At 62.2% G+C, this 20,768-nt stretch carries 19 protein-coding genes; 5 read left to right on the top strand and 14 right to left on the bottom strand.

What is annotated here, in order from left to right:
* Positions 1-12: 12 nt before the first annotated feature.
* Positions 13-438, bottom strand: a complete 426-nt coding sequence (gene irrA / locus AC1DUU_RS01175; RefSeq protein ID WP_476781574.1) for an iron response transcriptional regulator IrrA — start codon at positions 436-438, stop codon at positions 13-15.
* Positions 439-687: 249 nt separating this feature from the next.
* On the opposite strand from irrA, the gene fabA reads away from it, so the two are divergent.
* From fabA to AC1DUU_RS01195, 4 genes are all read left to right on the top strand, one after another.
* Positions 688-1,206, top strand: a complete 519-nt coding sequence (gene fabA, locus AC1DUU_RS01180) for a 3-hydroxyacyl-[acyl-carrier-protein] dehydratase FabA (protein ID WP_476781575.1) — start codon at positions 688-690, stop codon at positions 1,204-1,206.
* 31 nt (positions 1,207-1,237) lie between these two features.
* Positions 1,238-2,461 carry a beta-ketoacyl-ACP synthase I gene (fabB, locus tag AC1DUU_RS01185; RefSeq protein ID WP_476781576.1) on the top strand — a complete coding sequence of 408 codons (1,224 nt, stop codon included), beginning with the start codon at positions 1,238-1,240 and terminating at the stop codon, positions 2,459-2,461.
* Between the two features lie 9 nt (positions 2,462-2,470).
* Positions 2,471-3,283, top strand: a complete 813-nt coding sequence (fabI, locus tag AC1DUU_RS01190; protein WP_476781577.1) for an enoyl-ACP reductase FabI — start codon at positions 2,471-2,473, stop codon at positions 3,281-3,283.
* 94 nt (positions 3,284-3,377) lie between these two features.
* Entirely contained in the window at positions 3,378-4,916 is a 1,539-nt protein-coding gene (locus tag AC1DUU_RS01195; RefSeq protein ID WP_476781578.1) for a putative bifunctional diguanylate cyclase/phosphodiesterase, read from the top strand.
* A gap of 9 nt (positions 4,917-4,925) precedes the next feature.
* On the opposite strand, the gene AC1DUU_RS01200 is transcribed toward AC1DUU_RS01195, so the two are convergent.
* From AC1DUU_RS01200 to rimP, 10 genes are all read right to left on the bottom strand, one after another.
* A complete protein-coding gene (locus tag AC1DUU_RS01200; RefSeq protein WP_476781579.1) occupies positions 4,926-5,942 on the bottom strand; it encodes a class I SAM-dependent methyltransferase in 1,017 nt (338 codons plus the stop codon).
* Between the two features lie 166 nt (positions 5,943-6,108).
* Positions 6,109-8,256 carry a polyribonucleotide nucleotidyltransferase gene (pnp, locus tag AC1DUU_RS01205; protein ID WP_476781580.1) on the bottom strand — a complete coding sequence of 716 codons (2,148 nt, stop codon included), beginning with the start codon at positions 8,254-8,256 and terminating at the stop codon, positions 6,109-6,111.
* A gap of 370 nt (positions 8,257-8,626) precedes the next feature.
* A complete protein-coding gene (gene rpsO, locus AC1DUU_RS01210; protein ID WP_476781581.1) occupies positions 8,627-8,896 on the bottom strand; it encodes a 30S ribosomal protein S15 in 270 nt (89 codons plus the stop codon).
* A gap of 162 nt (positions 8,897-9,058) precedes the next feature.
* The gene (gene corA, locus AC1DUU_RS01215) at positions 9,059-10,153 is read right to left on the bottom strand and encodes a magnesium/cobalt transporter CorA (protein ID WP_476781592.1); all 1,095 of its coding nucleotides are present in this window, start codon (positions 10,151-10,153) and stop codon (positions 9,059-9,061) included.
* 61 nt (positions 10,154-10,214) lie between these two features.
* Complete coding sequence (gene truB, locus AC1DUU_RS01220; protein ID WP_476781582.1) at positions 10,215-11,162, bottom strand: tRNA pseudouridine(55) synthase TruB; 948 nt, start codon at positions 11,160-11,162, stop codon at positions 10,215-10,217.
* A gap of 1 nt (position 11,163) precedes the next feature.
* Complete coding sequence (rbfA, locus tag AC1DUU_RS01225; RefSeq protein ID WP_476781583.1) at positions 11,164-11,571, bottom strand: 30S ribosome-binding factor RbfA; 408 nt, start codon at positions 11,569-11,571, stop codon at positions 11,164-11,166.
* 114 nt (positions 11,572-11,685) lie between these two features.
* On the bottom strand, positions 11,686-14,418 hold the full coding sequence (infB, locus tag AC1DUU_RS01230; RefSeq protein WP_476781584.1) for a translation initiation factor IF-2: 2,733 nt from the start codon (positions 14,416-14,418) through the stop codon (positions 11,686-11,688).
* Entirely contained in the window at positions 14,415-15,065 is a 651-nt protein-coding gene (locus AC1DUU_RS01235) for an RNA-binding protein (protein WP_476781593.1), read from the bottom strand. Before AC1DUU_RS01235 ends, infB begins: the two co-directional genes overlap by 4 nt.
* 32 nt (positions 15,066-15,097) lie before the next feature.
* Positions 15,098-16,687 (bottom strand): transcription termination factor NusA, encoded by a 1,590-nt coding sequence (nusA, locus tag AC1DUU_RS01240; protein WP_476781585.1) that lies wholly within the window; start codon positions 16,685-16,687, stop codon positions 15,098-15,100.
* Between the two features lie 51 nt (positions 16,688-16,738).
* Positions 16,739-17,371, bottom strand: coding sequence for a ribosome maturation factor RimP (gene rimP, locus AC1DUU_RS01245; RefSeq protein ID WP_476781586.1), 633 nt, complete (start codon positions 17,369-17,371; stop codon positions 16,739-16,741).
* 271 nt (positions 17,372-17,642) lie between these two features.
* Between rimP and AC1DUU_RS01250 the strand changes: the two genes are divergently transcribed.
* Positions 17,643-17,807: a hypothetical protein gene (locus AC1DUU_RS01250; protein ID WP_476781587.1), complete on the top strand. Its 165-nt coding sequence runs from the start codon at positions 17,643-17,645 to the stop codon at positions 17,805-17,807.
* A 209-nt stretch (positions 17,808-18,016) separates the two neighbouring features.
* On the opposite strand, the gene AC1DUU_RS01255 is transcribed toward AC1DUU_RS01250, so the two are convergent.
* The 3 genes from AC1DUU_RS01255 to AC1DUU_RS01265 all read right to left on the bottom strand — a co-directional run.
* Positions 18,017-19,573, bottom strand: a complete 1,557-nt coding sequence (locus AC1DUU_RS01255) for a tripartite tricarboxylate transporter permease (protein ID WP_476781588.1) — start codon at positions 19,571-19,573, stop codon at positions 18,017-18,019.
* Positions 19,574-19,600: 27 nt separating this feature from the next.
* Positions 19,601-20,089, bottom strand: coding sequence for a tripartite tricarboxylate transporter TctB family protein (locus tag AC1DUU_RS01260; RefSeq protein ID WP_476781589.1), 489 nt, complete (start codon positions 20,087-20,089; stop codon positions 19,601-19,603).
* On the bottom strand, positions 20,086-20,768 hold a 683-nt coding region (locus AC1DUU_RS01265; protein ID WP_476781590.1), incomplete at its 5' end, for a Bug family tripartite tricarboxylate transporter substrate binding protein. The genes AC1DUU_RS01265 and AC1DUU_RS01260, both read right to left, overlap by 4 nt.

Genomic DNA, 20,768 nt, shown 5'->3' on the forward strand with positions numbered 1-20,768 from the left:
TCGCGCAGGCATTTAAGCCGGGCGCTTGGGCCTGAGCCTCACCACGATATCGACATTGGCGATTTCCATGCCTTCCGGGGGTTCCGGCAGATTGGTGACCGTGACGGGGCCCGATTCGATGTCGAACACCCGGTTTTCGCCTTCAACGAAGAAGTGGTGGTGGTCCGAAGTGTTGGTGTCGAAGTAGGTCTTCGAGCCTTCGACCGCCAGGATGCGCAAAAGCCCCGAACCGGTGAACTGGTGCAGCGCGTTGTAGACGGTTGCCAGCGATACCGGCACGCCGGCCGACAAGGCTTCCTCGTGCAGCTCTTCTGCCGATAGATGCCGATCGCCCTTGGCGAACAGGAGTTCAGCCAACGCAATACGCTGCCGCGTGGGCCTGAGCCCCGCATCGCGGACACGCGTTTCCACAGCAATGCTTGCCTTGCGGGAATCCACTCGTTGCCTCGTCGAAGTTCGCCTTCGCCCCAATTCAAGCCTGCCAAACACGCCGAAAACTGGATAGGCAGCCGGCAAGCCTTGCCTGACATATATTCTGTAGCTCAAATGCGATCAATAGCGCGCATTGACCCAGGAGGATGTGCACGTTAATCGCAAACGCCGGTTTCCGGCAGCAAACAGTCTGTGCTAGTGAGAGCACACAAGAAGGGCGTGGCTCCGCCCGAAACGTTGACGGGGAAGGTGTTCATGGCCGATCAGAAATCCAGCTACGGCTACGAAGAATTGCTGGCATGCGCCCGCGGCGAGCTGTTCGGGCCCGGCAATGCCCAGTTGCCCGCTCCGCCGATGCTGATGTTCGATCGCATCACCGAGATCAGCGAGACTGGCGGCGAATTCGGCAAGGGCTTCGTGCGCGCCGAATTCGACATCAAGCCGGACCTGTGGTTCTTCCCTTGCCATTTCATCGGCAATCCGATCATGCCGGGCTGCCTCGGCCTCGACGCGATGTGGCAGCTGACCGGCTTTTTCCTCGGCTGGCTTGGCGAGTCGGGCAAAGRCATGGCGCTCTCCACCGGCGAGGTGAAGTTCAAGGGCATGGTCACGCCTTCGACCAAGAAGGTCGAATATGGCATCGACTTCAAGCGCGTCATGCGCGGCCGCCTGGTCCTGGGCATCGCCGATGGCTGGTTGAAGGCGGACGGCGAACCTATCTACAAGGCCATCGACCTCAAGGTCGGGCTCTCGAAGCAGGAAGCCGCGGCCTAAGGGTCGCCGGATATTCTGAAAGGAATACTGAATGAGACGGGTCGTCGTATCTGGCCTTGGAATCGTGTCGTCCATCGGCAACAACGCTTCTGAAGTGCAAGCCTCGCTGCATGACGCCAAGTCCGGCATCAGCTTCTCCAACGATTTCGCCGAGCACGGCTTCAAGTGCCAGGTCTGGGGTTCGCCGAACCTCGACATGACCGAACTGGTCGACCGTCGCGCCGCGCGTTTCCTGTCCCAGGGCGGCATGTGGAACCATGTCGCGATGAAGCAGGCCATCGCCGACAGCGGGCTCGAAGAAACAGACATCTCGGGCAATGAGCGCACCGGCATCATCATGGGGTCGGGCGGTCCTTCGACACGCACGATCGTGGAAGCGTCGGAAATCACGCTGAAGAACAACAGCCCCAAGCGCATCGGGCCATTCGCTGTGCCGAAAGCGATGTCGTCGACCGCGTCGGCAACGCTCGCCACCTGGTTCAAGATCCACGGCGTCAACTATTCGATCTCCTCGGCCTGCTCGACCTCGGCGCATTGCATCGGCAATGCGGCGGAGATGATCCAGTGGGGCAAGCAGGACATCATGTTCGCCGGCGGCCACGAAGATCTCGACTGGACCATGTCGAACCTGTTCGACGCCATGGGCGCCATGTCGTCCAAATACAACGACCGCGCATCGGTCGCCTCGCGCGCCTATGACCTCAACCGCGACGGCTTCGTCATTGCCGGCGGCGCGGGTGTGCTGGTGCTCGAAGAGCTGGAGCACGCCAAGGCGCGCGGCGCCAAGATCTACTGCGAATTGGTTGGCTATGGCGCCACTTCCGACGGCTACGACATGGTCGCACCGTCGGGCGAAGGCGCCATGCGCTGCATGCGTCAGGCGCTGTCGACGGTGAAGGGACCGGTCGACTACATCAACACCCACGGCACCTCGACGCCAGTGGGCGACTCGAAGGAAATGGGCGCCATCCGCGGCGTATTCGGCGACAAGATGCCGAACATCACCTCGACCAAGTCGCTGACCGGCCATTCGCTAGGTGCCGCAGGCGTGCAGGAATCGATCTACTCGATCCTGATGATGCAGGGCGGCTTCATCGGCGAGAGTGCGCATATCGAAGAGCTCGACCCGGAATTCGAAGGCATGCCGATCGTGCGCAAGCGCATCGACAACGCCAAGATCGATACCGTGTTGTCCAACTCCTTCGGCTTCGGCGGCACCAACGCCACGCTCGTATTCCAGCGCCATTCCGCATAGGACACCGACATGGACGGATTGATGAAGGACAAGCGCGGGCTCGTCATGGGCGTCGCGAATGACCACTCCATTGCCTGGGGTATCGCTAGCAAGCTTGCCGAGCACGGCGCCGAACTCGCCTTCACCTATCAGGGCGAAGCCTTCGGGCGCCGCGTCAAGCCGCTGGCCGAGAAGATCGGCGCATCGCTTGTTATCCCTTGCGATGTCGAAGACAGCGCATCGGTCGCCGCGACCTTCGAGACGTTGAAGGAAAACTGGGGCGGCATCGACTTCCTGGTGCACGCCATCGGCTTCTCCGACAAGAACGAGCTCAAGGGCCTCTACGCCGACACCACGCGCGAAAACTTCGTTCGCACCATGGTAATCTCGTGCTTCTCCTTCACCGAGGTTGCCAAGCACGCGGCAGCCCTGATGAACGAAGGCGGATCGATGATCACGCTGACCTATGCAGGCTCGGTACGCGTCATGCCGAATTACAACGTCATGGGCGTGGCCAAGGCCGGCCTCGAGGCAAGTGTGCGTTATCTCGCCAACGACTACGGCCCGCGCGGCATCCGCATCAACGGCATTTCGGCCGGACCGGTGCGCACGCTTGCGGGCGCTGGCATCGCCGATGCGCGCCACATGTTCTCCTACCAGCAGCGCAACTCGCCGCTGCGCCGTACCGTGACCCTCGAAGAGGTCGGTGGTTCGGCGCTGTATCTTTTGTCCGACCTGTCGTCGGGCGTCACCGGCGAAATCCACTATGTCGATTCGGGCTATCACATCGTCTCGATGCCGACGCTCGACGAGCTCAAGCAAATGGATGGCGGGCGCGACTAAAAAGTCCGCCCGGCGCTAAAATTGTAGACAATCGCCGCAAGCGATCTTAACGAGCGAATCGGTAGAAACGACGCGCAAGTTAGGAAAGTCACGCATGCCTGCCGTCAGGAATCCCAGCCGAAGCCCGTTGTTTCGGATTATCACCATCGCCGCTTCGGGCATGGGAAGTTTCGTTCTGGGTACATGGGGCCTGAGACTCGCCCTTGGCAACGAAATCGGTGGGATGTCGAGCGACACTGTCGGTGCGATTATCGCCGCACTGTGCGCGCTGGCGGCATCGATCGCCGCAGCCTCATTCTTCGCCGGTGTCGACGAGTCGGCCGACTATGTCTTCAACGAAACCCACTTCGACAAGCTGACAGGGCTTCTGGCGCGCACGGCAATGGTCGGCAAGATCGCCGAAGCAGCCTCGGCAACCGCACGTACCGGCAAGCCGATGTTCCTCATCGACATCGATATCGACCGTTTCAAACAGATCAACGACGCCATCGGCTACAGCAATGGAGACGCCCTGATCCGCGCCTTCACGGCAAGGCTCAAGGCGGCACTGCCACGCGACGTGGTCCTTGGCCGCATCGGCGCTGGCGAATTCGCCATTCTCCACCCAGACCAGGCGCTTGGCGGTTCGCTGGAAGCCTTGATCGAACGCCTGATCCACGATCTGATGCGGCCCTACCCGCTGCCATCGCATCTCCAGTCGGTCAACGTCTCGGTCGGCGTGGTCGCCATGCCCAAGGATGGCTACGACCCGGTTGTGCTGCTGCGCCGCTCGAACCTCGCGCTGCAGAACGCACGGGCCAGCGGCATCGGCGACTGGGCCGTCTTCCAGCCCGAAATGGGCAAGGTTGCGGACCATCGCCAATGGGTCGAATCGGAACTGCATGTCGCCTTCGAGCGTGGCGATTTCGACCTGCACTACCAGCCGCAGCTCGACCTGTCGTCCGGCCGCGTCGTCGGCTACGAGGCGCTGATCCGCTGGCAGCATCCCGAGCGCGGCATGATCCCGCCGATCGAGTTCATCTCGGTCGCCGAAGAGACCGGCATGATTGCGCCGATYGGCGAATGGGTGCTTCGCAAGGCTTGCACCGATGCGCGCCTGCTGCCCGAGGACTGCTTCGTTGCGGTCAACATTTCGCCGGTACAGTTCATGACCCGCGACTTCGTCGGCATCGTTGCGCGGATCATGAAGGAAACAGGCATCGAGCCCAAACGGCTTGAACTGGAACTGACCGAATCGGCGATGATGCAGGACCGCGACCGCGCGGCCCTGATCCTGAAGCAGCTGACGGCGATGGGCATTTCGGTCGCGGTCGACGATTTCGGCACCGGCTACTCGAACCTCGCCTATCTGATCGACTTTTCGTTCCACAAGCTCAAGATCGACCGCTCATTTGTCAGCCGCATGGAAACCGACAGCAATTCAGGGGCGGTGATCTCGACAATCGTCGGCCTGTCGCGAGCGCTCGGCGTGCGCACGATCGCCGAGGGCGTGGAGACGGAAAACCAGGCGGCCCTGCTCAGGGCTACCGGCTGTCAGGAAGTACAAGGCTACTTCTACGGGCGCCCGGCACCACTCAACATCGGCGACCTGGCAGTCGCCAAGGCCACCGAGCGCACCGCGAGCGTCCATTGACCGCCGACGTCACCGTTTGGCCGAATAAACCCTGAAGGCGCTGTCGACGGCGATTTCCTGARCCGATGTGAAGGCTTGTGCCAGCACCGGCTGGTAGGGCAGATGGCGGTTGGCCACCATGAACAGCCGGCCACCCGACTTGAGAGCCGCAGCAGCAGCCCGGATCATGCGCTGGCCGATCTCCGGATCGGCATCGCGATCCTGGTGGAAGGGCGGGTTCATCACCACCACGTCGTAGCGGCGCTCGACCGGCTCCTTGGTGAGATCTTGCCAGTGGAAGCCGGGCGTGACCGGAGCTTTGGGCACATTTGCCTTTGCCGCTTCAAGCGCATCGAAGTCGGCCTCGAACAGATCGAGTGCCGTGAGACCCTTCGCTCGGGCCACCACTTCAGCCGCGACATAACCCCAGCCGGCGCAGAAATCGGCGACCTTGCCCTTGATGTCGTTGGGCAGATTGTCGACCAACAGGCGCGAGCCGGCGTCAACGCGCTCGAACGAAAACATGCCCGGCGCGGTAAGGAAGCGGCCTTCGACCAACGGCTCGGGGTTGTCGGCGCGCAACGTTGCCGCCGCAGCCTCGGCCTGCGCGGTGCGGCGGAACCACAATGCGGTGCCGTGAAATTTCGGGAGATAGTCCTCGATCTCAAGCAAGGTTGCGAGCCGCTTGCGCAGGCTGGCGATGCCATCGTCCTTGCCACCGGCGACCACGACCAGGCCGCCCGACGTCACGCGTTCGATCGCTTCAGCGACACGCAGTTCGTTGAGGCCGCGATGGCGGCCGGCAAGCACCAGGGCGATGTCGTAGCCATCCTCCTCGGCGCGCGACGCAACATCGTTGCCCGCCGCCGCCAGGGCAATCACGTGGGGCCGAAAACCCTGGACCAGGGAAAGCTTCGCATCGAAGCCCTGCGGCTTCCTGAAGCCCGGCTCGGCACCGATGAACAGGGCACGCGCGCTCTGCTCCGGCATCGGCAGCGCCTCTGCCTCGAAAGGATAAAACAGCGTCTTCAGTGCATCGCGGGCCATAGCCAATCCTTATTCATCGCATTTCTTCCCACCCCCCTCTGACCTGCCGGCCAGAGGGGGGTGCGAAGGAACGCCTATTCCGCAAACAGTGTTCTGCCCGAAGGCCAACAAACGAAAACGGGCGCGACCTTACGGCGCGCCCGCTTCATATCAAAAAGCGCTGCTATCAGGCGGCGGTTTCTTCGCCTTCGGCCTTCTTTTCGCGAGCAAGTTCCTTGCCCGTTTCCTGGTCAACGACCTTCATCGACAGGCGGACCTTGCCGCGCTCGTCGAAGCCCATCAGCTTGACCCAGACCTTGTCGCCTTCCTTGACCACATCCGAGGTCTTGGCAACGCGGTCGTTGGCAAGCTGCGAGATGTGAACGAGGCCGTCGCGCGGTCCGAAGAAGTTGACGAATGCGCCGAAGTCAGCGGTCTTGACGACCGTGCCTTCGTAGATCTCGCCGACTTCCGGCTCAGCCACGATGGTGTGGATCCACTTTTTGGCCGCCTCGATTTCCTTGGCGTTGGAAGAAGCGATCTTGACCGTGCCATCGTCTTCGATGTTGATCTTGGCGCCGGTCTTTTCGACGATCTCGCGGATGACCTTGCCACCCGAGCCGATGACTTCACGGATCTTGTCGGTCGGGATGTGCATGACCTCGATGCGCGGAGCGAACTCGCCGAGTTCCTGGCGACCTTCCGACAGAGCCTTGGCCATTTCGCCGAGGATGTGCAGGCGGCCGTCCTTGGCCTGGCCGAGCGCGATGTTCATGATCTCTTCGGTGATACCGTCGATCTTGATGTCCATCTGCAGCGCGGTGATGCCGTTGGTCGTGCCGGCAACCTTGAAGTCCATGTCGCCGAGGTGATCCTCGTCGCCCAGGATGTCGGAGAGGACAGCGAAGCGCTCGCCTTCCTTGATCAGACCCATGGCGATGCCGGCAACCGGCTTCTGCAGCGGAACGCCCGCATCCATCAGCGCCAGCGAGGTGCCGCAGACGGTGGCCATCGACGACGAGCCGTTGGACTCGGTGATCTCCGAGACGACGCGCAGCGTGTAGGGGAACTGCTCGGCAGCTGGCAGCATCGGGCGCACAGCGCGCCAGGCGAGCTTGCCATGGCCGATTTCGCGGCGGCCGGGCGAACCCATGCGGCCGGTCTCACCAACCGAGTAGGGCGGGAAGTTGTAGTGAAGGAGGAACTTCTCCTTGTACATGCCGGTCAGCGCGTCGACATACTGCTCGTCTTCGCCGGTGCCGAGCGTGGCAACGACCAGCGCCTGGGTCTCGCCGCGGGTGAACAGCGACGAACCGTGGGTGCGCGGCAGGACGCCGACTTCGGAGACGATCTGGCGAACGGTCGAGAGGTCACGACCATCGATGCGCGAACCGGTATCGAGGATGTTCCAGCGCACGATCTTGGCCTGGAGTTCCTTGAACACGGTGGCGACCTTGTCAGCCGACCACTTCGGAGCTTCTTCGCCTTCAGCAGCGAAGGCTGCCTTGACCTTGGACTTGACCGCGTCGACGGCGGTGTAACGGGCCTGCTTGTCGGTGATCTTGTAGGCGTCGCGCAGCTCGCCTTCGACGATCTTCAGCATCTCGGCTTCGAGATCGGAATTGTCCGGCGCGGTGAAATCGCGCGGGTCCTTGGCAGCCACTTCAGCCAGCTTGATGATGGCGTCGATGACCGGCTGGAAGCCGCGGTGACCGAACATGACGGCGCCGAGCATGATGTCTTCAGCCAGTTCCTTGGCTTCCGACTCGACCATCAGCACAGCGGCATCGGTGCCGGCGACGACGAGATCGAGCTTGGATTCCTGCATCTCGTCGATGTGCGGGTTGAGCACGTATTCGCCGTTGATGTAGCCGACGCGCGCGCCGCCGATCGGGCCCATGAAAGGCACGCCCGAGAGCGTCAGGGCAGCCGAGGTGGCAACGATCGACAGGATGTCCGGATCGTTTTCGAGGTCGTGCTGGACAACCGTGATGACGATCTGGGTGTCGTTCTTGTAGCCGGCTGCAAACAGCGGGCGGATCGGACGGTCGATGAGGCGGGAGACCAGCGTCTCCTTCTCGCTCGGACGGCCTTCACGCTTGAAATAGCCGCCTGGGATCTTGCCGGCTGCGTAGGTCTTTTCCTGGTAGTTGACGGTCAGCGGAAAGAAATCGAAACCCGGCTTCGGCTCCTTGGCCGAAACGACGGTCGCGAGAACGACGGTTTCGCCATAGGTGGCGAGCACGGCAGCGTCAGCCTGGCGGGCGATCTTGCCGGTCTCGAGGATGAGCGGGCGACCGGCCCACTCGATTTCAACTTTGTGGTGATTGAACATGTTCTGTCCTTCGTGGCGGGAATGACCAACGCCGCATTCCGGCGCGCCAATTCCCTGGCTTGTTCGGCGCGCAATTCCGGAAAACCATCTGGTCTTCCGCACGCGCCTGGGCTTCGGTTTGGCCAGCCACGGGCAAGACAACAAGAAGTTCGGTTGGGAATAGGCCCGCAAATGCGGCTGACCGAACGTCCTGTAATCCTGCCCCATGACCGTCCATGGGTTGGTTCGGGCGCTTCCCTGTGGCGCTCCGGACCCTTTTTCGGCGCGACCGTGCCCCTGTGGCAGGATCGGGCCGATGGACCATCAAAAAGGATGGCCCGAAATGTGCGAACGGCGGGCTCTCGCAAAGGAGAGCCCGCCGGTCAATTCATCAGCGGCGCAGACCGAGCTTCTCGATCAGCGTCTGATAGCGTCCCTCGTCCTTGCGCTTGAGGTAGTCAAGCAGGCTACGACGCAGCGAAACGAGCGCCAGAAGGCCACGACGGGAGTGGTTGTCCTTCTTGTGGTCCTTGAAGTGCTCGGTCAGGTTCTTGATGCGCTCGGAGAGGATGGCAACCTGGACTTCCGGCGAACCGGTGTCGCCCTTGGCGGTTGCGAATTCAGTCATCAATTCCGACTTGCGCTCGGCAGTAATCGACATCGTGTTTTCCTTTCGATTAGGAGGAAACGGGACGCCCTCGGCCGGGATGTCGTCCAGCTGGGGCCGATGAACAAGGCACTCAAAAGCGCGATGTTGCGGCGCATATAGTGGAATTTGGCGACAAAAGCCAGTCCAATTCGCAAGCCGGCTCCGGGCCGCGGTTTAGAGCCACCCTCGCCGCTTGAAAATGATCACAAGCGTGATCCCCACGAAGGCCATGAAGCCTAGCGCCGCCGGATAGCCATAGTAAGACAGCAACTCCGGCATGTTCCATGGCGAGGCCGAAGGGTCGAAGTTCATGCCCCAGATGCCGGCAAGAAAGGTCAGCGGGATGAAGATCGCCGACACGATRGTCAGGACGCCGATGATCTCGTTGGTGCGCGACTGCGACAGCGACAGATGCATCTCGATCAGGCCGATCATCGTTTCACGCTGCGATTCCACCGTTTCGACCAGCCGGATCGAATGGTCGAGCGTGTCGTTGAAATAGATCTTGGTTTCAGCCAAGATAAACGGCGCATCGGAACGGATGAGCGTGGTCAGCGCATCGCGCAGCGGCCACAAGGTGCGCTTGATCAGATTGGTCTGCCGACGCAGGCCATGCAATTGGCCGATCTGGTGCTTCTGCGGCGAGGCCAACAGCTCGTCTTCGATCTTGTCTAGAGTGTCACCGGTGGCATCGACGATCGGGAAATAGCTGTCGACCACGGCATCGATCAGCGCATAGGCGAGATAGTCAGCCTTGCGGTGACGCAGGCGGCTGGGATTGGACGTGCGGATGCGCTGGCGCACCGGCTCGAATGGATCGCCTTCCCGCTCTTGGAAGGTAACGACGAAATTCTCGCCAAAAAAGAAGGAGATCTGTTCGTAGCGGCTGGTTTTCGCGTCATCGATCATGCGGAGCACGAAGAAGGCGTGATCGTCGAAGAAGTCGGCCTTGGGCCGCTGGCCGGTATTGACCACATCTTCAAGTGCCAGCGTATGGAGCGCGAAAATCCGGCCGATCTGCTCGATCTGCTCGACATTGGCGAGCCCGACGCAGTCGAGCCAAACCAAGGGCCAGTTGTCGCAAGCAGCAACGACATCGTCGAGGCTGGCGTTGTCGACGAACTCGCAGGTTTCGGGCGAGATCAGCGTCAAATTGAGTGCGGACCGATGCGCCGCCGGATCGGCGATCAAAGTGCCGGGCGACGCGCCCACAGGCGAGCGCCTGCGATGTCGCCTGGCGCGTTCGCCGGTGGTTTCAGTCGCCGCCATCGCCTTTGCCCGCTCCCTCATCGACGTCGATCCAAGCGGAAACGGGACCTGGCTACAAGCCTCAAGCGGTGAATACCCGCTTGGGCTTGAACATGCCCTGCTCGATGGCGCCGATGGCGACGAGCTTGCCGCGCGCGGTGGCGCAGGCCTCCTCGGCCTCCACCGGCGCATCGCGGCCGCGCACGATGACGGGGTTGCCAAGCCTGATCTTGTTGGCTGCCTCGTCGGTCACCGCAACCTGCGGCAAGCAGTCGAGTGCTGCCGAGGTGTCGACCACGAATTCGTCGATCGCCGTGAAATCCCACTTGCCCTCTTCGCCATCCGGCTGACCGGCGGTGCGAGCGGCTTCGAGTTCAGCGATGGTGACGAAGTCCTCGGCAGTGAACGGATCGACTTCGGTGCGGCGAAGCTCCGAGATATGGCCAAAGCAACCGAGATCGCGGCCCATGTCACGGGCCAGCGACCGGACATAGGTGCCCTTGCCGCATTCGATCTCGAAGACTGTGCGGTCAGCACTGCTTTCGATGATCTCAAGGCGGCCGATTTCGACCTCGCGCGGCGGGATATCGACGGTCGCACCCTCGCGGGCCAGATCATAGGCGCGCTCGCCGGCGATCTTGATCGCCGAGAACTGCGGCGGCGTCTGCATGATCACACCGGTGTATTTCGGCATGACAGCGCGAATCTCTTCCTCGGACGGACGCTTGTCCGAGGTCTTCGTCACAGGGCCTTCGAGGTCGTCGGTCGAACGCTCATCGCCCCAGGATACGGTGAAGCGATAAACCTTGGCACCGTCCATAACGTAAGGCACGGTCTTGGTGGCCTCGCCCAGCGCGATCGGCAGCATGCCGGACGCCAGCGGATCGAGCGTTCCAGCGTGACCGGCCTTTTCGGCATTGAACAGCCACTTGATCTTGGAGACGGCCTCGGTCGAGCCCATGCCCACAGGTTTGTCCAGCACCAGCCAGCCGGAGACTGGCCGGCCTTTCTTCTTGCCGCGACGCGACATGTCAGTCTTCCTTGTCTTCTTCGTCGCCAAGATCGCGCACCACTTCGGGTGAACGCAGCAGATCATTGATCTTGGCGAAATTGTCGTAACTCGTGTCCAGCCGGAAACGGAATTCCGGCATGTACTTCATCTGCCGCAAGGCAAAGGAAACACGGCCACGGATGAATTTGGCATATTTGTTGAGCGCCTCGATGACAGCATCGGGGTCTTTGGCGCCGAGCGGCGACACAAAGGCGGTGGCGATCTTTAGGTCGGGCGACATGCGCACTTCGGTGATCGAAATCACCGCCGTTTCGACCACCGGATCAGTGATCTCTCCGCGCTGGAGCGTCTCGGAAAGGGCGTGACGCACCTGCTCGCCGACGCGAAGCTGACGCTGGGTTGGGCCTGAACTCGAAAAACGCGACATGGTCCTGAAAATCCATATGTCGCAGGGGGCGGAATGGAACCGCGCTTCCTGCTGCACGAAAACGGACGGCCGCCGACCGGCCACCGTCCAAACGATGAGACAAACGCCAGGCGCTTAGAGCGTCCGGGTCACCATCTCCACGCGGAAGCACTCGATGACATCGCCAGCGCGCATGTCTTCGTAGTTCTGGAAGGCCATACCGCATTCCTGGCCGACCGGTACTTCAGAGACTTCGTCCTTGAAGCGCTTGAGCGTCTTGAGCGTGCCTTCGTGGATGACAACGTTGTCGCGGATCAGGCGGACGCCTGCGCCACGTTCGACCTTGCCTTCGGTGACACGGCAGCCCGCGACCTTGCCCGTCTTCGTGATGTTGAAGACTTCGAGGATCTCGGCGTTGCCGATGAAGGTTTCGCGACGTTCCGGCGACARCAGGCCCGACATCGCCGACTTAACGTCATCCACGAGGTTGTAGATGATGTTGTAGTAGCGGATYTCGATCCCGGACTGTTCAGCTGCGTGGCGCGCCTGCGTATTGGCGCGGACGTTGAAGCCAATGATCGCCGCACCCGAGGTTTCGGCCAGCGTGACGTCGCTTTCGGTGATGCCACCAGCGCCCGAATGGACGATGCGGGCACGAACCTCGTCGGTGCCGAGCTTGTCGAGCGCGGTGATGATCGCTTCGACCGAACCCTGCACGTCACCCTTGATGATGAGCGGGAACTCCTTGAGGCCGGACGACTGCAACTGCGACATCATCTGCTCGAGCGAGCCGCGCTGGGTCGCATGCCTTGCGACAGCCTTATCGCGCGCCAGACGCTGACGGTACTCGGTGATCTCGCGGGCACGGGCTTCGTTGTTGACCACCGCAAAGCGGTCGCCAGCCTGAGGTGTGCCCTGGAGGCCGAGAATCTCGACCGGCATCGACGGCGGAGCTTCTTCAAGACGGTTGCCACGGTCGTCGACCAGAGCACGGACACGGCCCCACTGGTCGCCGGCGACGAGAATGTCCCCCGGCATCAGCGTACCTGTCTGGACCAGGACGGTCGCAACCGGGCCACGGCCCTTGTCGAGCTTGGCTTCGATGACGACACCCTCGGCCGTACGGTCGGGGTTTGCCTTCAGGTCGAGAACTTCGGCCTGCAGAAGGATCGCTTCGAGCAGCTTGTCGAGATTGGTGCCGTTCTTCGCCGAAACCTCGACGTCGAGAACTTCACCGCCCATCGATTCCACGAAGACTTCGTGGCGCAGCAGCTCGGTACGGACCTTCTGGGCATCCGCCGACGGCTTGTCGATCTTGTTGATCGCGACAATGATCGGCACGCCGGCAGCCTTGGCATGGCTGATCGACTCGATCGTCTGCGGCATGACGCTGTCGTCGGCTGCGACCACCAGGATCGCGATATCGGTCGCCTGGGCACCACGAGCACGCATCGCCGTGAAGGCGGCGTGGCCGGGGGTGTCGATGAAGGTGATCTTCTGACCGTTCTTCTCGACCTGGTAGGCGCCGATGTGCTGGGTGATGCCACCGGCTTCGCCCGACTGCACATTGGCGTTGCGGATAGCGTCAAGCAGAGAGGTCTTGCCGTGATCGACGTGACCCATGATGGTGACGACAGGCGGACGCGTAACCAGCGTTTCGCTGTGATCGGCGATGTCGAACAGGCCCTCTTCGATGTCGGACTCGGCAACGCGGCGAACCGTGTGGCCAAATTCGGCAGCAATCAATTCAGCCGTATCGGCGTCGATGACGTCGCCCGGCTTCATCATCTGGCCCTGCTTCATGAAGAACTTCACGACATCGACGGCACGCTCGGACATACGCTGAGCGAGTTCCTGGATGGTGATGGTCTCTGGAAGGATAACCTCGCGAATGATCTTTTCGCGCGGCTCGTTGTGCATCGCACGCTTGAACTTCTCCTGTCGGCGACGCATCGCCGACAGCGAACGCGAACGCGCGTCGCCATCCACGGAAGACAGCGCCGTGTTGAGCGTGAGCTTGCCACGACGGCGATCTTCTTCGGTCTTGGCCTTGGCCGGACGGGCAACTTCAGGGGTCGCAATGCGGCGGATCGGCGTTGCGGTAGCAGCGCCTGGGCCTACGCGGCCCTTCGGCTTGGCTTCCACCTCGTCGGGCACATTGGCCTCGAGTGCTGCGGCAGGCGCACGGCGGCGAGCTTCGTCCTCGGCACGACGGCGCGATTCTGCCTCGGTCTTGAGACGGGCTTCTTCTTCAGCCTGGCGACGAGCCGAATCCTCACGCTCCTTGCGGCGGCGCTCTTCTTCCTCGAGGCGGCGACGTGCGTCCTCGACAGCGCGCAGGCGGTCTTCCTGTTCACGTACGACAGAGCCTTCAAGTGCGCGACGACGCGCCTCCATCTCGCTGCGCGACAACGAGTTCAGCACCATGCCCGACCGCTCGGGCTGACGCGTAGGCCTTGGTGTTTCGCGTACGATAGGGGCCGGGGCGGGCGCACGAGGTGCCGCGACCGGCGCCGGCGCTGGCTTAGGCGAAGGTGCCGCCACGACCGGTGCTGGCGCTGGGACAACCGGCGCTGGCGCTGGCGCTGGGACAACCGGCGCTGCCACTGCCGCGACCGGTGCTGCCACCACGGGCGCTACGGGCTGCGGCTTGGGTGCGAACACGGCGGCTGCAGTCGGTGCGGGCTCGTGCTTATCGCCGGGCATGGAGAATTTACGCTTCTTCGTCTCAACGACGACCGCCTTTGTGCGGCCGTGCGAGAAGTTCTGGCGTACGGTTCCCTGCTCCGATCCCGGGCGCTTCAGCGTCAAGGTCTTCTTCGGAGTGACGCTCAACGTGTTGTCATCGCCCGATTTAGTGTCGCTCATTCCATATCCTCTGCGGCATCATCGTCGTAGGCAATTGCCGCAATCATTGCCAGATCATCCGGGGATCCGCCCCGATATCGGTCAAGCGCAACCATGCGCTTTGCGACCGCCTTGCCCGCTTCTCCCGCGAGGACGGCAGCATGTATCACATTTGTTGCCCCCAATGCCAAACCCAATTCGGCTTCCGAAAAAAGTTTGTAGGCAGGCGTTGCAGGCCCGCCGATATGCACTGTGGCCTTGCGGGCCTGGGTGATCTTGCGGACGCCATCTTCGGCGCCCTCATAAGCATGGAGTACTAGAAGCGCCTTGCCGGCGCGGACCGTGGAGTCGACCTTGGCGGCACCTAGCGCCACCAGGCCGGCCTTTCGGGCGAGCCCGAGCGCGCCAAGCGCCGATTTGGCGAGCAGTTTGTCGACCATGGCGCCCAACTCGGGCGGCACGACGACCTGCGCCTTGAAGGCGCGGGCGAACATTCCCTTGGCCTCAGCCTTGTCGATATGTAGGCGGTCAGCCGTCACCCAGCAACCGCGGCCGGGCAGATTTCTCTTGAGGTCCGGAAAAACGGTCGAATCCGGGCCGACGACGAAACGGATCAGATTATCCGGTTCGGCGCTTTTGCGCGTGACGATGCAGGTGCGATCGTTCATCTCGTCCAAGGGGTTCTCCGGCCGGTCTCACGTCACTCACCGGCGACGTCGACTGGCTCTTCCTCGGACACTTCGTCCTCGGCGATCCAGCCAACCATACGTCGGGCAGCAACGACCATCTGTTCTGCATCGGTGCGCGACACGCCGTAGTCGGCCAGCACGCCTGGGAAGAACTTGGTCTCTCCGTCCTTGCGTTCCTTCCAGCCGACGAGATCGTCGGCTGCATAGCCGGCGAAGTCCTCGACCGTCTTCACACCATCATTGCCGAGCGCCACCAGCATTGCCGTGGTGATGCCGGGGATCTCGCGCAGTTCGTCCTGCACGCCGAGCGCCTTGCGCTTCTCGTCGTGTTCGGCCTCGATCTTGCCGAGATATTCGCGAGCGCGGGTCTGGATTTCAGACGCGGTGTCTTCATCGAAGCCGTCGATCGATGCGATTTCGTCGGCATCGACGTAGGCCACTTCCTCAACGCTGGTGAAGCCTTCGGAAGCCAGCACCTGGCCGACCATTTCGTCGACGTCGAGCGATTCCATGAACAGCGTCGAACGCTCGACGAATTCCTTCTGGCGGCGTTCCGACTCTTCCTGCTCGGTCAGGATGTCGATGTCCCAGCCGGTCAGCTGCGAAGCCAGACGCACGTTCTGGCCGCGGCGGCCGATGGCCAGCGACAGCTGGTCGTCGGGAACCACCACTTCGATGCGCTCGGCGTCTTCGTCGAGAACGACCTTGGCGACTTCAGCCGGCTGAAGCGCGTTGACGATGAAGGAAGCGGCCGAAGGCGACCACGGAATGATGTCGATCTTTTCGCCCTGGAGCTCGCCGACGACGGCCTGGACGCGCGAACCACGCATACCGACGCAGGCACCGACCGGATCGATCGAGCTGTCACGCGAGATGACGGCGATCTTGGCGCGCGAACCGGGGTCGCGGGCAACCGACTTGATCTCGATGATGCCGTCGTAAATCTCGGGCACTTCCATGGTGAACAGCTTCGCCATGAACTGCGGATGGGTACGCGACAGGAAAATCTGCGGGCCGCGCTGTTCGCGACGCACGTCGTAGACGTAAGCGCGGACGCGGTCGCCATACTTGTAGTTTTCGCGGGGGATCAGCTCGTCGCGGCGGATGATCGCCTCGCCACGGCCGAGATCGACGATGACGTTGCCGTATTCGACGCGCTTGACGGTGCCGTTGACGATCTCGCCGATGCGATCCTTGTATTCGTCATACTGGCGGTCGCGCTCGGCTTCGCGCACCTTCTGGACGATGACCTGCTTGGCCGACTGGGCGGCGATGCGGCCGAAATCCATCGGCGGCAGCTGTTCGGCGATGAAGTCGCCAAGCTGGGCGTCGGGGTTGCGCTCACGTGCCGAAGACAGCGCGATCTGGATGGCGTAGTCATCGACCTTTTCGACGACTTCCATCAGGCGCTGCAGCTTCATCTCGCCCGTATTGGGATTGATGTCGGCGCGGATGTTGGTCTCTTGGCCATAACGCGAACGCGCTGCCTTCTGGATCGCGTCGGCCATGGCGGCGATGACGATCGACTTGTCGATCGACTTCTCGCGGGCGACCGCGTCGGCGATCTGCAGCAGTTCGAGCCTGTTGGCGCTTACAACCATTGTATTTCTCCCGGAGCGTTCGGCCGAATCTGGTCCAGCCGTGCTGCTCTATCAATCTTCCGTTTCGGTTTCTTCGTCTTCGGGCGCATCTTCGTCTTCGCCGCGACGCTTCCGTGCTTCCTTGCGCGCCTGATTGTCCTTGCTCAGGGCATCGCGAATGAGATCGTCGGTGAGGATCAGCCGCGCCTCGGAAATCGCCTCGAAAGGCACGCGCACGGTCGGTTCCTCGCCATAGGCCGCCTGGTCACGCTGGAGCAGGATGCCTTCTTCGTCGACCTCGGCGATCTTGCCGCGGAATCGCTTGCGGTCGGCAACCATGACCGAGGTCTCCATCTTGACGATGTGACCGATCCAGTTGCCGAAATCCGACTTGCGGACCAGCGGCCGGTCGATACCCGGCGACGACACTTCGAGATGATACGCCTTTTCGATCGGATCATCGACATCCAGAGCAGGCGAAACCGCGCGGCTCACCTCTTCGCAATCCTGGACGGTCATGGTGCCGTCTTCGCGCTCGGCCATGATCTGCAGCGTCAGCCCGCTCTGCCCCGACAGGCGGATACGAACGAGGCGGAAGCCGATCGCACGAAGGACGGGCTGAACGATCAAGGCGATGCGGGCATCGATGCCGGTCTCGCGGATGATGCGGTCATCGCCTGTCTGTTCGACTGCGTTTTCGGTCATAGAATCTCCAGACGGTCGGCAGGTAACAAAAAAGAGCGGGACCGGGTGGACCCACTCTTCGTCATACCGACCAAGAATTTGAGGCTGATATAGCCGAAGGCGGCGCGGCTTTCAAGTCCTGTGGCCAGTAGCGTCCACTGCCATGCGTTTAGCCGACCATTGCAGCGGATGCATGGCAAACATGCGACAACACCCCTACCGGTTTCCTTTGAGGCACCTATATTTGTTGCGTTGCACAAAATCATGACGCAACGCAAAAGAGGACACCGAGATGAACCCCCGCAAGCAATTTGGACGCATTGGTCAACTGGTTCGCACCTTTGGTAGCGCCGTGGCTGCAGCTGCGGCCGTTGAGCACGGTCATCGTCCAAACAACCAGGATCTGGTGATGCTGGGCATCGACCCGCGCCACTTCGATCGCATCCGCCGGTTCTAAGATTTCTGTTTCAGGGTAGAGAGCGCACACCGCTGCCCACGTCATTGGCGTATGCCGAGACGTGGGCCAAGTGGGCCGTGCTCCGGAGCGGCAGGTTATTTTGACCGTCGCTCTGTCCCTGACAGTTTCCGCCTCCCTAAAGGAGGCAAAGAAAAAGCCGAGGCCGGAAATCCGGGCCTCGGCTTTTTCGTTTCAGGATTGAGCGGAGYTCAGTCTTCGTTGGCGCCAAGCTGGGCCAGCACCTTGCCGCGGCCACGGGCACGCAGGTAGAGCGGCAACAGCACCGCGGTTGCCGCAAGCAGCAACAACACCACCGCAATGGGCGATCCCAGGAGGATCGACGGGTCGCCCTGGCTGATGGCCAGCGCGCGGCGCAGCTGCTGCTCGGCCATCGGTCCCAGAATCAACCCAACCACCACAGGCGCAATCGGATAGCCGAAGCGGCGCAAGCCGTAGCCGAGCAGGCCGAACGCCAAAAGCATGCCGAGCTCGAACGACATCGGCCAGGTGAACAGGCCGAAAACATTAAGCTGGAAGACAGCCGAGTTGGCGCCGATGGTACCGAGCGTCGCAAACGTCAGGATGCCGGCATAAAGCCAGGGCGTCGGGATGGTCAAAAGCTTGATCCACACGCCGATCAGCGGCAGGTTCAGCACCAGAAGCATCAGGTTGGCGACCAGCAGCGAGGCGATCAGGCCCCAGACGAGTTGCGGGTTGGTGGCAAACAGCAGCGGTCCCGGCTGCAGGCCGAACTGCTGGAAGCCGGCAAGCATGATCGCGGCCGTCGCCGTGGTCGGCAGGCCAAGCGTCAGCAGCGGCACCAGCGTGCCGGYGGCAGATGCGTTGTTGGCCGCTTCAGGCCCTGCGACGCCTTCGATCGCACCCTTGCCGAACTCTTCGGGCTTTTCAGCCAGATTCTTTTCGACCGAATAAGACAGGAAGGTACCGATTTCGGCGCCGCCGGCCGGCATCGCGCCGATCGGGAAGCCAATTGCGGTGCCGCGCAGCCATGGCTTCCACGAACGGCGCCAGTCCTCGCGCGTCATCCATACCGAACCCTTGATCGCCTGGATGGTCGATTCGCCGCCTTTGCCGGCAGCGACGCTCAGCGCTTCGCCAACGGCAAACAGCGCCACCGCAAGCGTCGTCACTTCGACACCGTCGAGCAGGTCGGGAATGCCGAAGGCAAGGCGCGCCTGGCCCGTCTGCAGGTCGATGCCGATCAATCCCATGGCCAGACCAATGAAAAGTGCGGTCAGCCCGCGCAGCGTGGAGTCGCCGAAGGCGGCCGACACGGTCATGAAGGCGAGGATCATCAGCGCGAAATATTCGGCCGGGCCGAAAGACAGCGCCATCTTGACGACCGTCGGCGCGATGAAGGCAAGGCCGATGGTTGCGATCAGGCCGGCAACGAACGAACCGATGGCGGCGGTCGCCAATGCCGGTCCGCCGCGCCCGGCGCGCGCCATCTTGTTGCCTTCAAGCGCCGTGACAATCGAGGCACTTTCGCCCGGCGTGTTGAGCAGAATCGACGTCGTGGAGCCGCCATACATGCCGCCGTAGTAGATGCCGGCGAACATGATCAGCGATCCGGCGGGATCGAGCTTGTAGGTGACCGGCAACAGCAGGGCGACGGTAAGTGCCGGACCGATGCCGGGCAAAACGCCGACGGCAGTGCCGAGCGTCACGCCGATGAGCGCATAGAGCATGTTCATCGGCTCGAGAGCCGTGAGCAGTCCCTGCGCCAGCAGACCAAAGGTATCCATTTAGAGCCGAGCTCCCTTAAAAATCGCTCAGAACAGCAGGTGTTCGAGCGGGCCGGCGGGCAGCGAGAGCTGCAGTCCCTTGGCGAAAATGATCCAGATGACGAAGGAAAGCACGATGCCTAGGGGAATCGTCTTCCACAGCGGGCCGCGGCCGAACGCGCGCGCCGTTGCGGCAAAGAGCAGTCCCGTGGCGATCGAGWAGCCGGCTGCCTTGAGCAGCAGCATCTGGGCGACAAGGCCGCCGACGATCCACAGGATCGGGCTGATTTCCTGATGCTCGCGCTCGGGGAAGTCACCACGCCAGGCTTCGAAGGCCGTCCAGATCGACAGACCGAAGAACGCCGCAGCGATCACATAAGGAAAGGTGGTTGGGCCGACGCGCGCATAGCTGTTGCCGGCGCCATGGCTAGCGGTGCTCCAGGCGATGACGACCGAAACCGCCATAAGCAGCGCGGCGATGGCAAGCGCCGCCCAATCGGGGCGGCGCCTTTCTTGTTGCTGGTTGTCCAGGCTCATTTCACCAGGCCGATGTCTTTCAGGATGGCGGACGTCGCTTCGGTGTCCTTCTTCAGCTGTGCTGCGAAGTCGTCACCGGCGAGGTAGGTGTTGGCCCAGCCCTTGTCGGCGAGGATCTTCGTCCACGAGGCCGAGGTCACCATCTTTTCGACGTCGGCCAGCACAGCTGCCTTCTGCTCGGCCGACAGGCCAGGAGCAGCAGCGACCATGCGCCAGTTCTGGATCGAGACGTCAACGCCGCCTTCCTTGAAGGTCGGGGCGTCGATGCCTTCGACCTTGGCGTCAGACGAGATGCCGATGATGCGCAGCGTGCCAGCCTTGATCTGCTCGGCGAATTCGCCGTAGCCGGAAATGCCGACGGTCACCTGGCCGCCGAGAATGGCGGCAAGCGCTTCGCCACCGCCGGAATAGGCGATGTAGTTGACCTTGGTCGGATCGACGCCGACAGCCTTGGCAATCAGGCCGGCCGTGATGTGATCGGTGCCGCCGGCCGAGCCGCCGCCCCAGGAAACCGCACCTGGATCAGCCTTGAGCTTGGCAACGAGGCCTGCCATGTCCTTGATGTCGGAAGCAGCAGGTACGACCAGCGCTTCGTATTCGCCGGTCAGGCGAGCGATCGGGGTGACCTGATCGAGCGTGACAGGCGAGGCGTTGGTCAAGATCGCGCCGACCATGACAT

Source organism: Aminobacter sp. P4_H6_2 (assembly GCF_056400805.1).

Excerpts from the sequence above, each read along its gene's own strand:
- rimP (WP_476781586.1), bottom strand. The coding sequence starts at position 17,371 with ATGACCGAAAACGCAGTCGAACAGACAGGCGATGACCGCATCATCCGC.
- AC1DUU_RS01235 (WP_476781593.1), bottom strand. The coding sequence starts at position 15,065 with ATGAACGATCGCACCTGCATCGTCACGCGCAAAAGCGCCGAACCGGAT.
- rpsO (WP_476781581.1), bottom strand. The coding sequence starts at position 8,896 with ATGTCGATTACTGCCGAGCGCAAGTCGGAATTGATGACTGAATTCGCA.
- nusA (WP_476781585.1), bottom strand. The coding sequence starts at position 16,687 with ATGGTTGTAAGCGCCAACAGGCTCGAACTGCTGCAGATCGCCGACGCG.
- truB (WP_476781582.1), bottom strand. The coding sequence starts at position 11,162 with ATGTCGCGTCGCGGCAAGAAGAAAGGCCGGCCAGTCTCCGGCTGGCTG.
- pnp (WP_476781580.1), bottom strand. The coding sequence starts at position 8,256 with ATGTTCAATCACCACAAAGTTGAAATCGAGTGGGCCGGTCGCCCGCTC.
- fabB (WP_476781576.1), top strand. The coding sequence starts at position 1,238 with ATGAGACGGGTCGTCGTATCTGGCCTTGGAATCGTGTCGTCCATCGGC.
- rbfA (WP_476781583.1), bottom strand. The coding sequence starts at position 11,571 with ATGTCGCGTTTTTCGAGTTCAGGCCCAACCCAGCGTCAGCTTCGCGTC.
- AC1DUU_RS01250 (WP_476781587.1), top strand. The coding sequence starts at position 17,643 with ATGAACCCCCGCAAGCAATTTGGACGCATTGGTCAACTGGTTCGCACC.
- fabI (WP_476781577.1), top strand. The coding sequence starts at position 2,471 with ATGGACGGATTGATGAAGGACAAGCGCGGGCTCGTCATGGGCGTCGCG.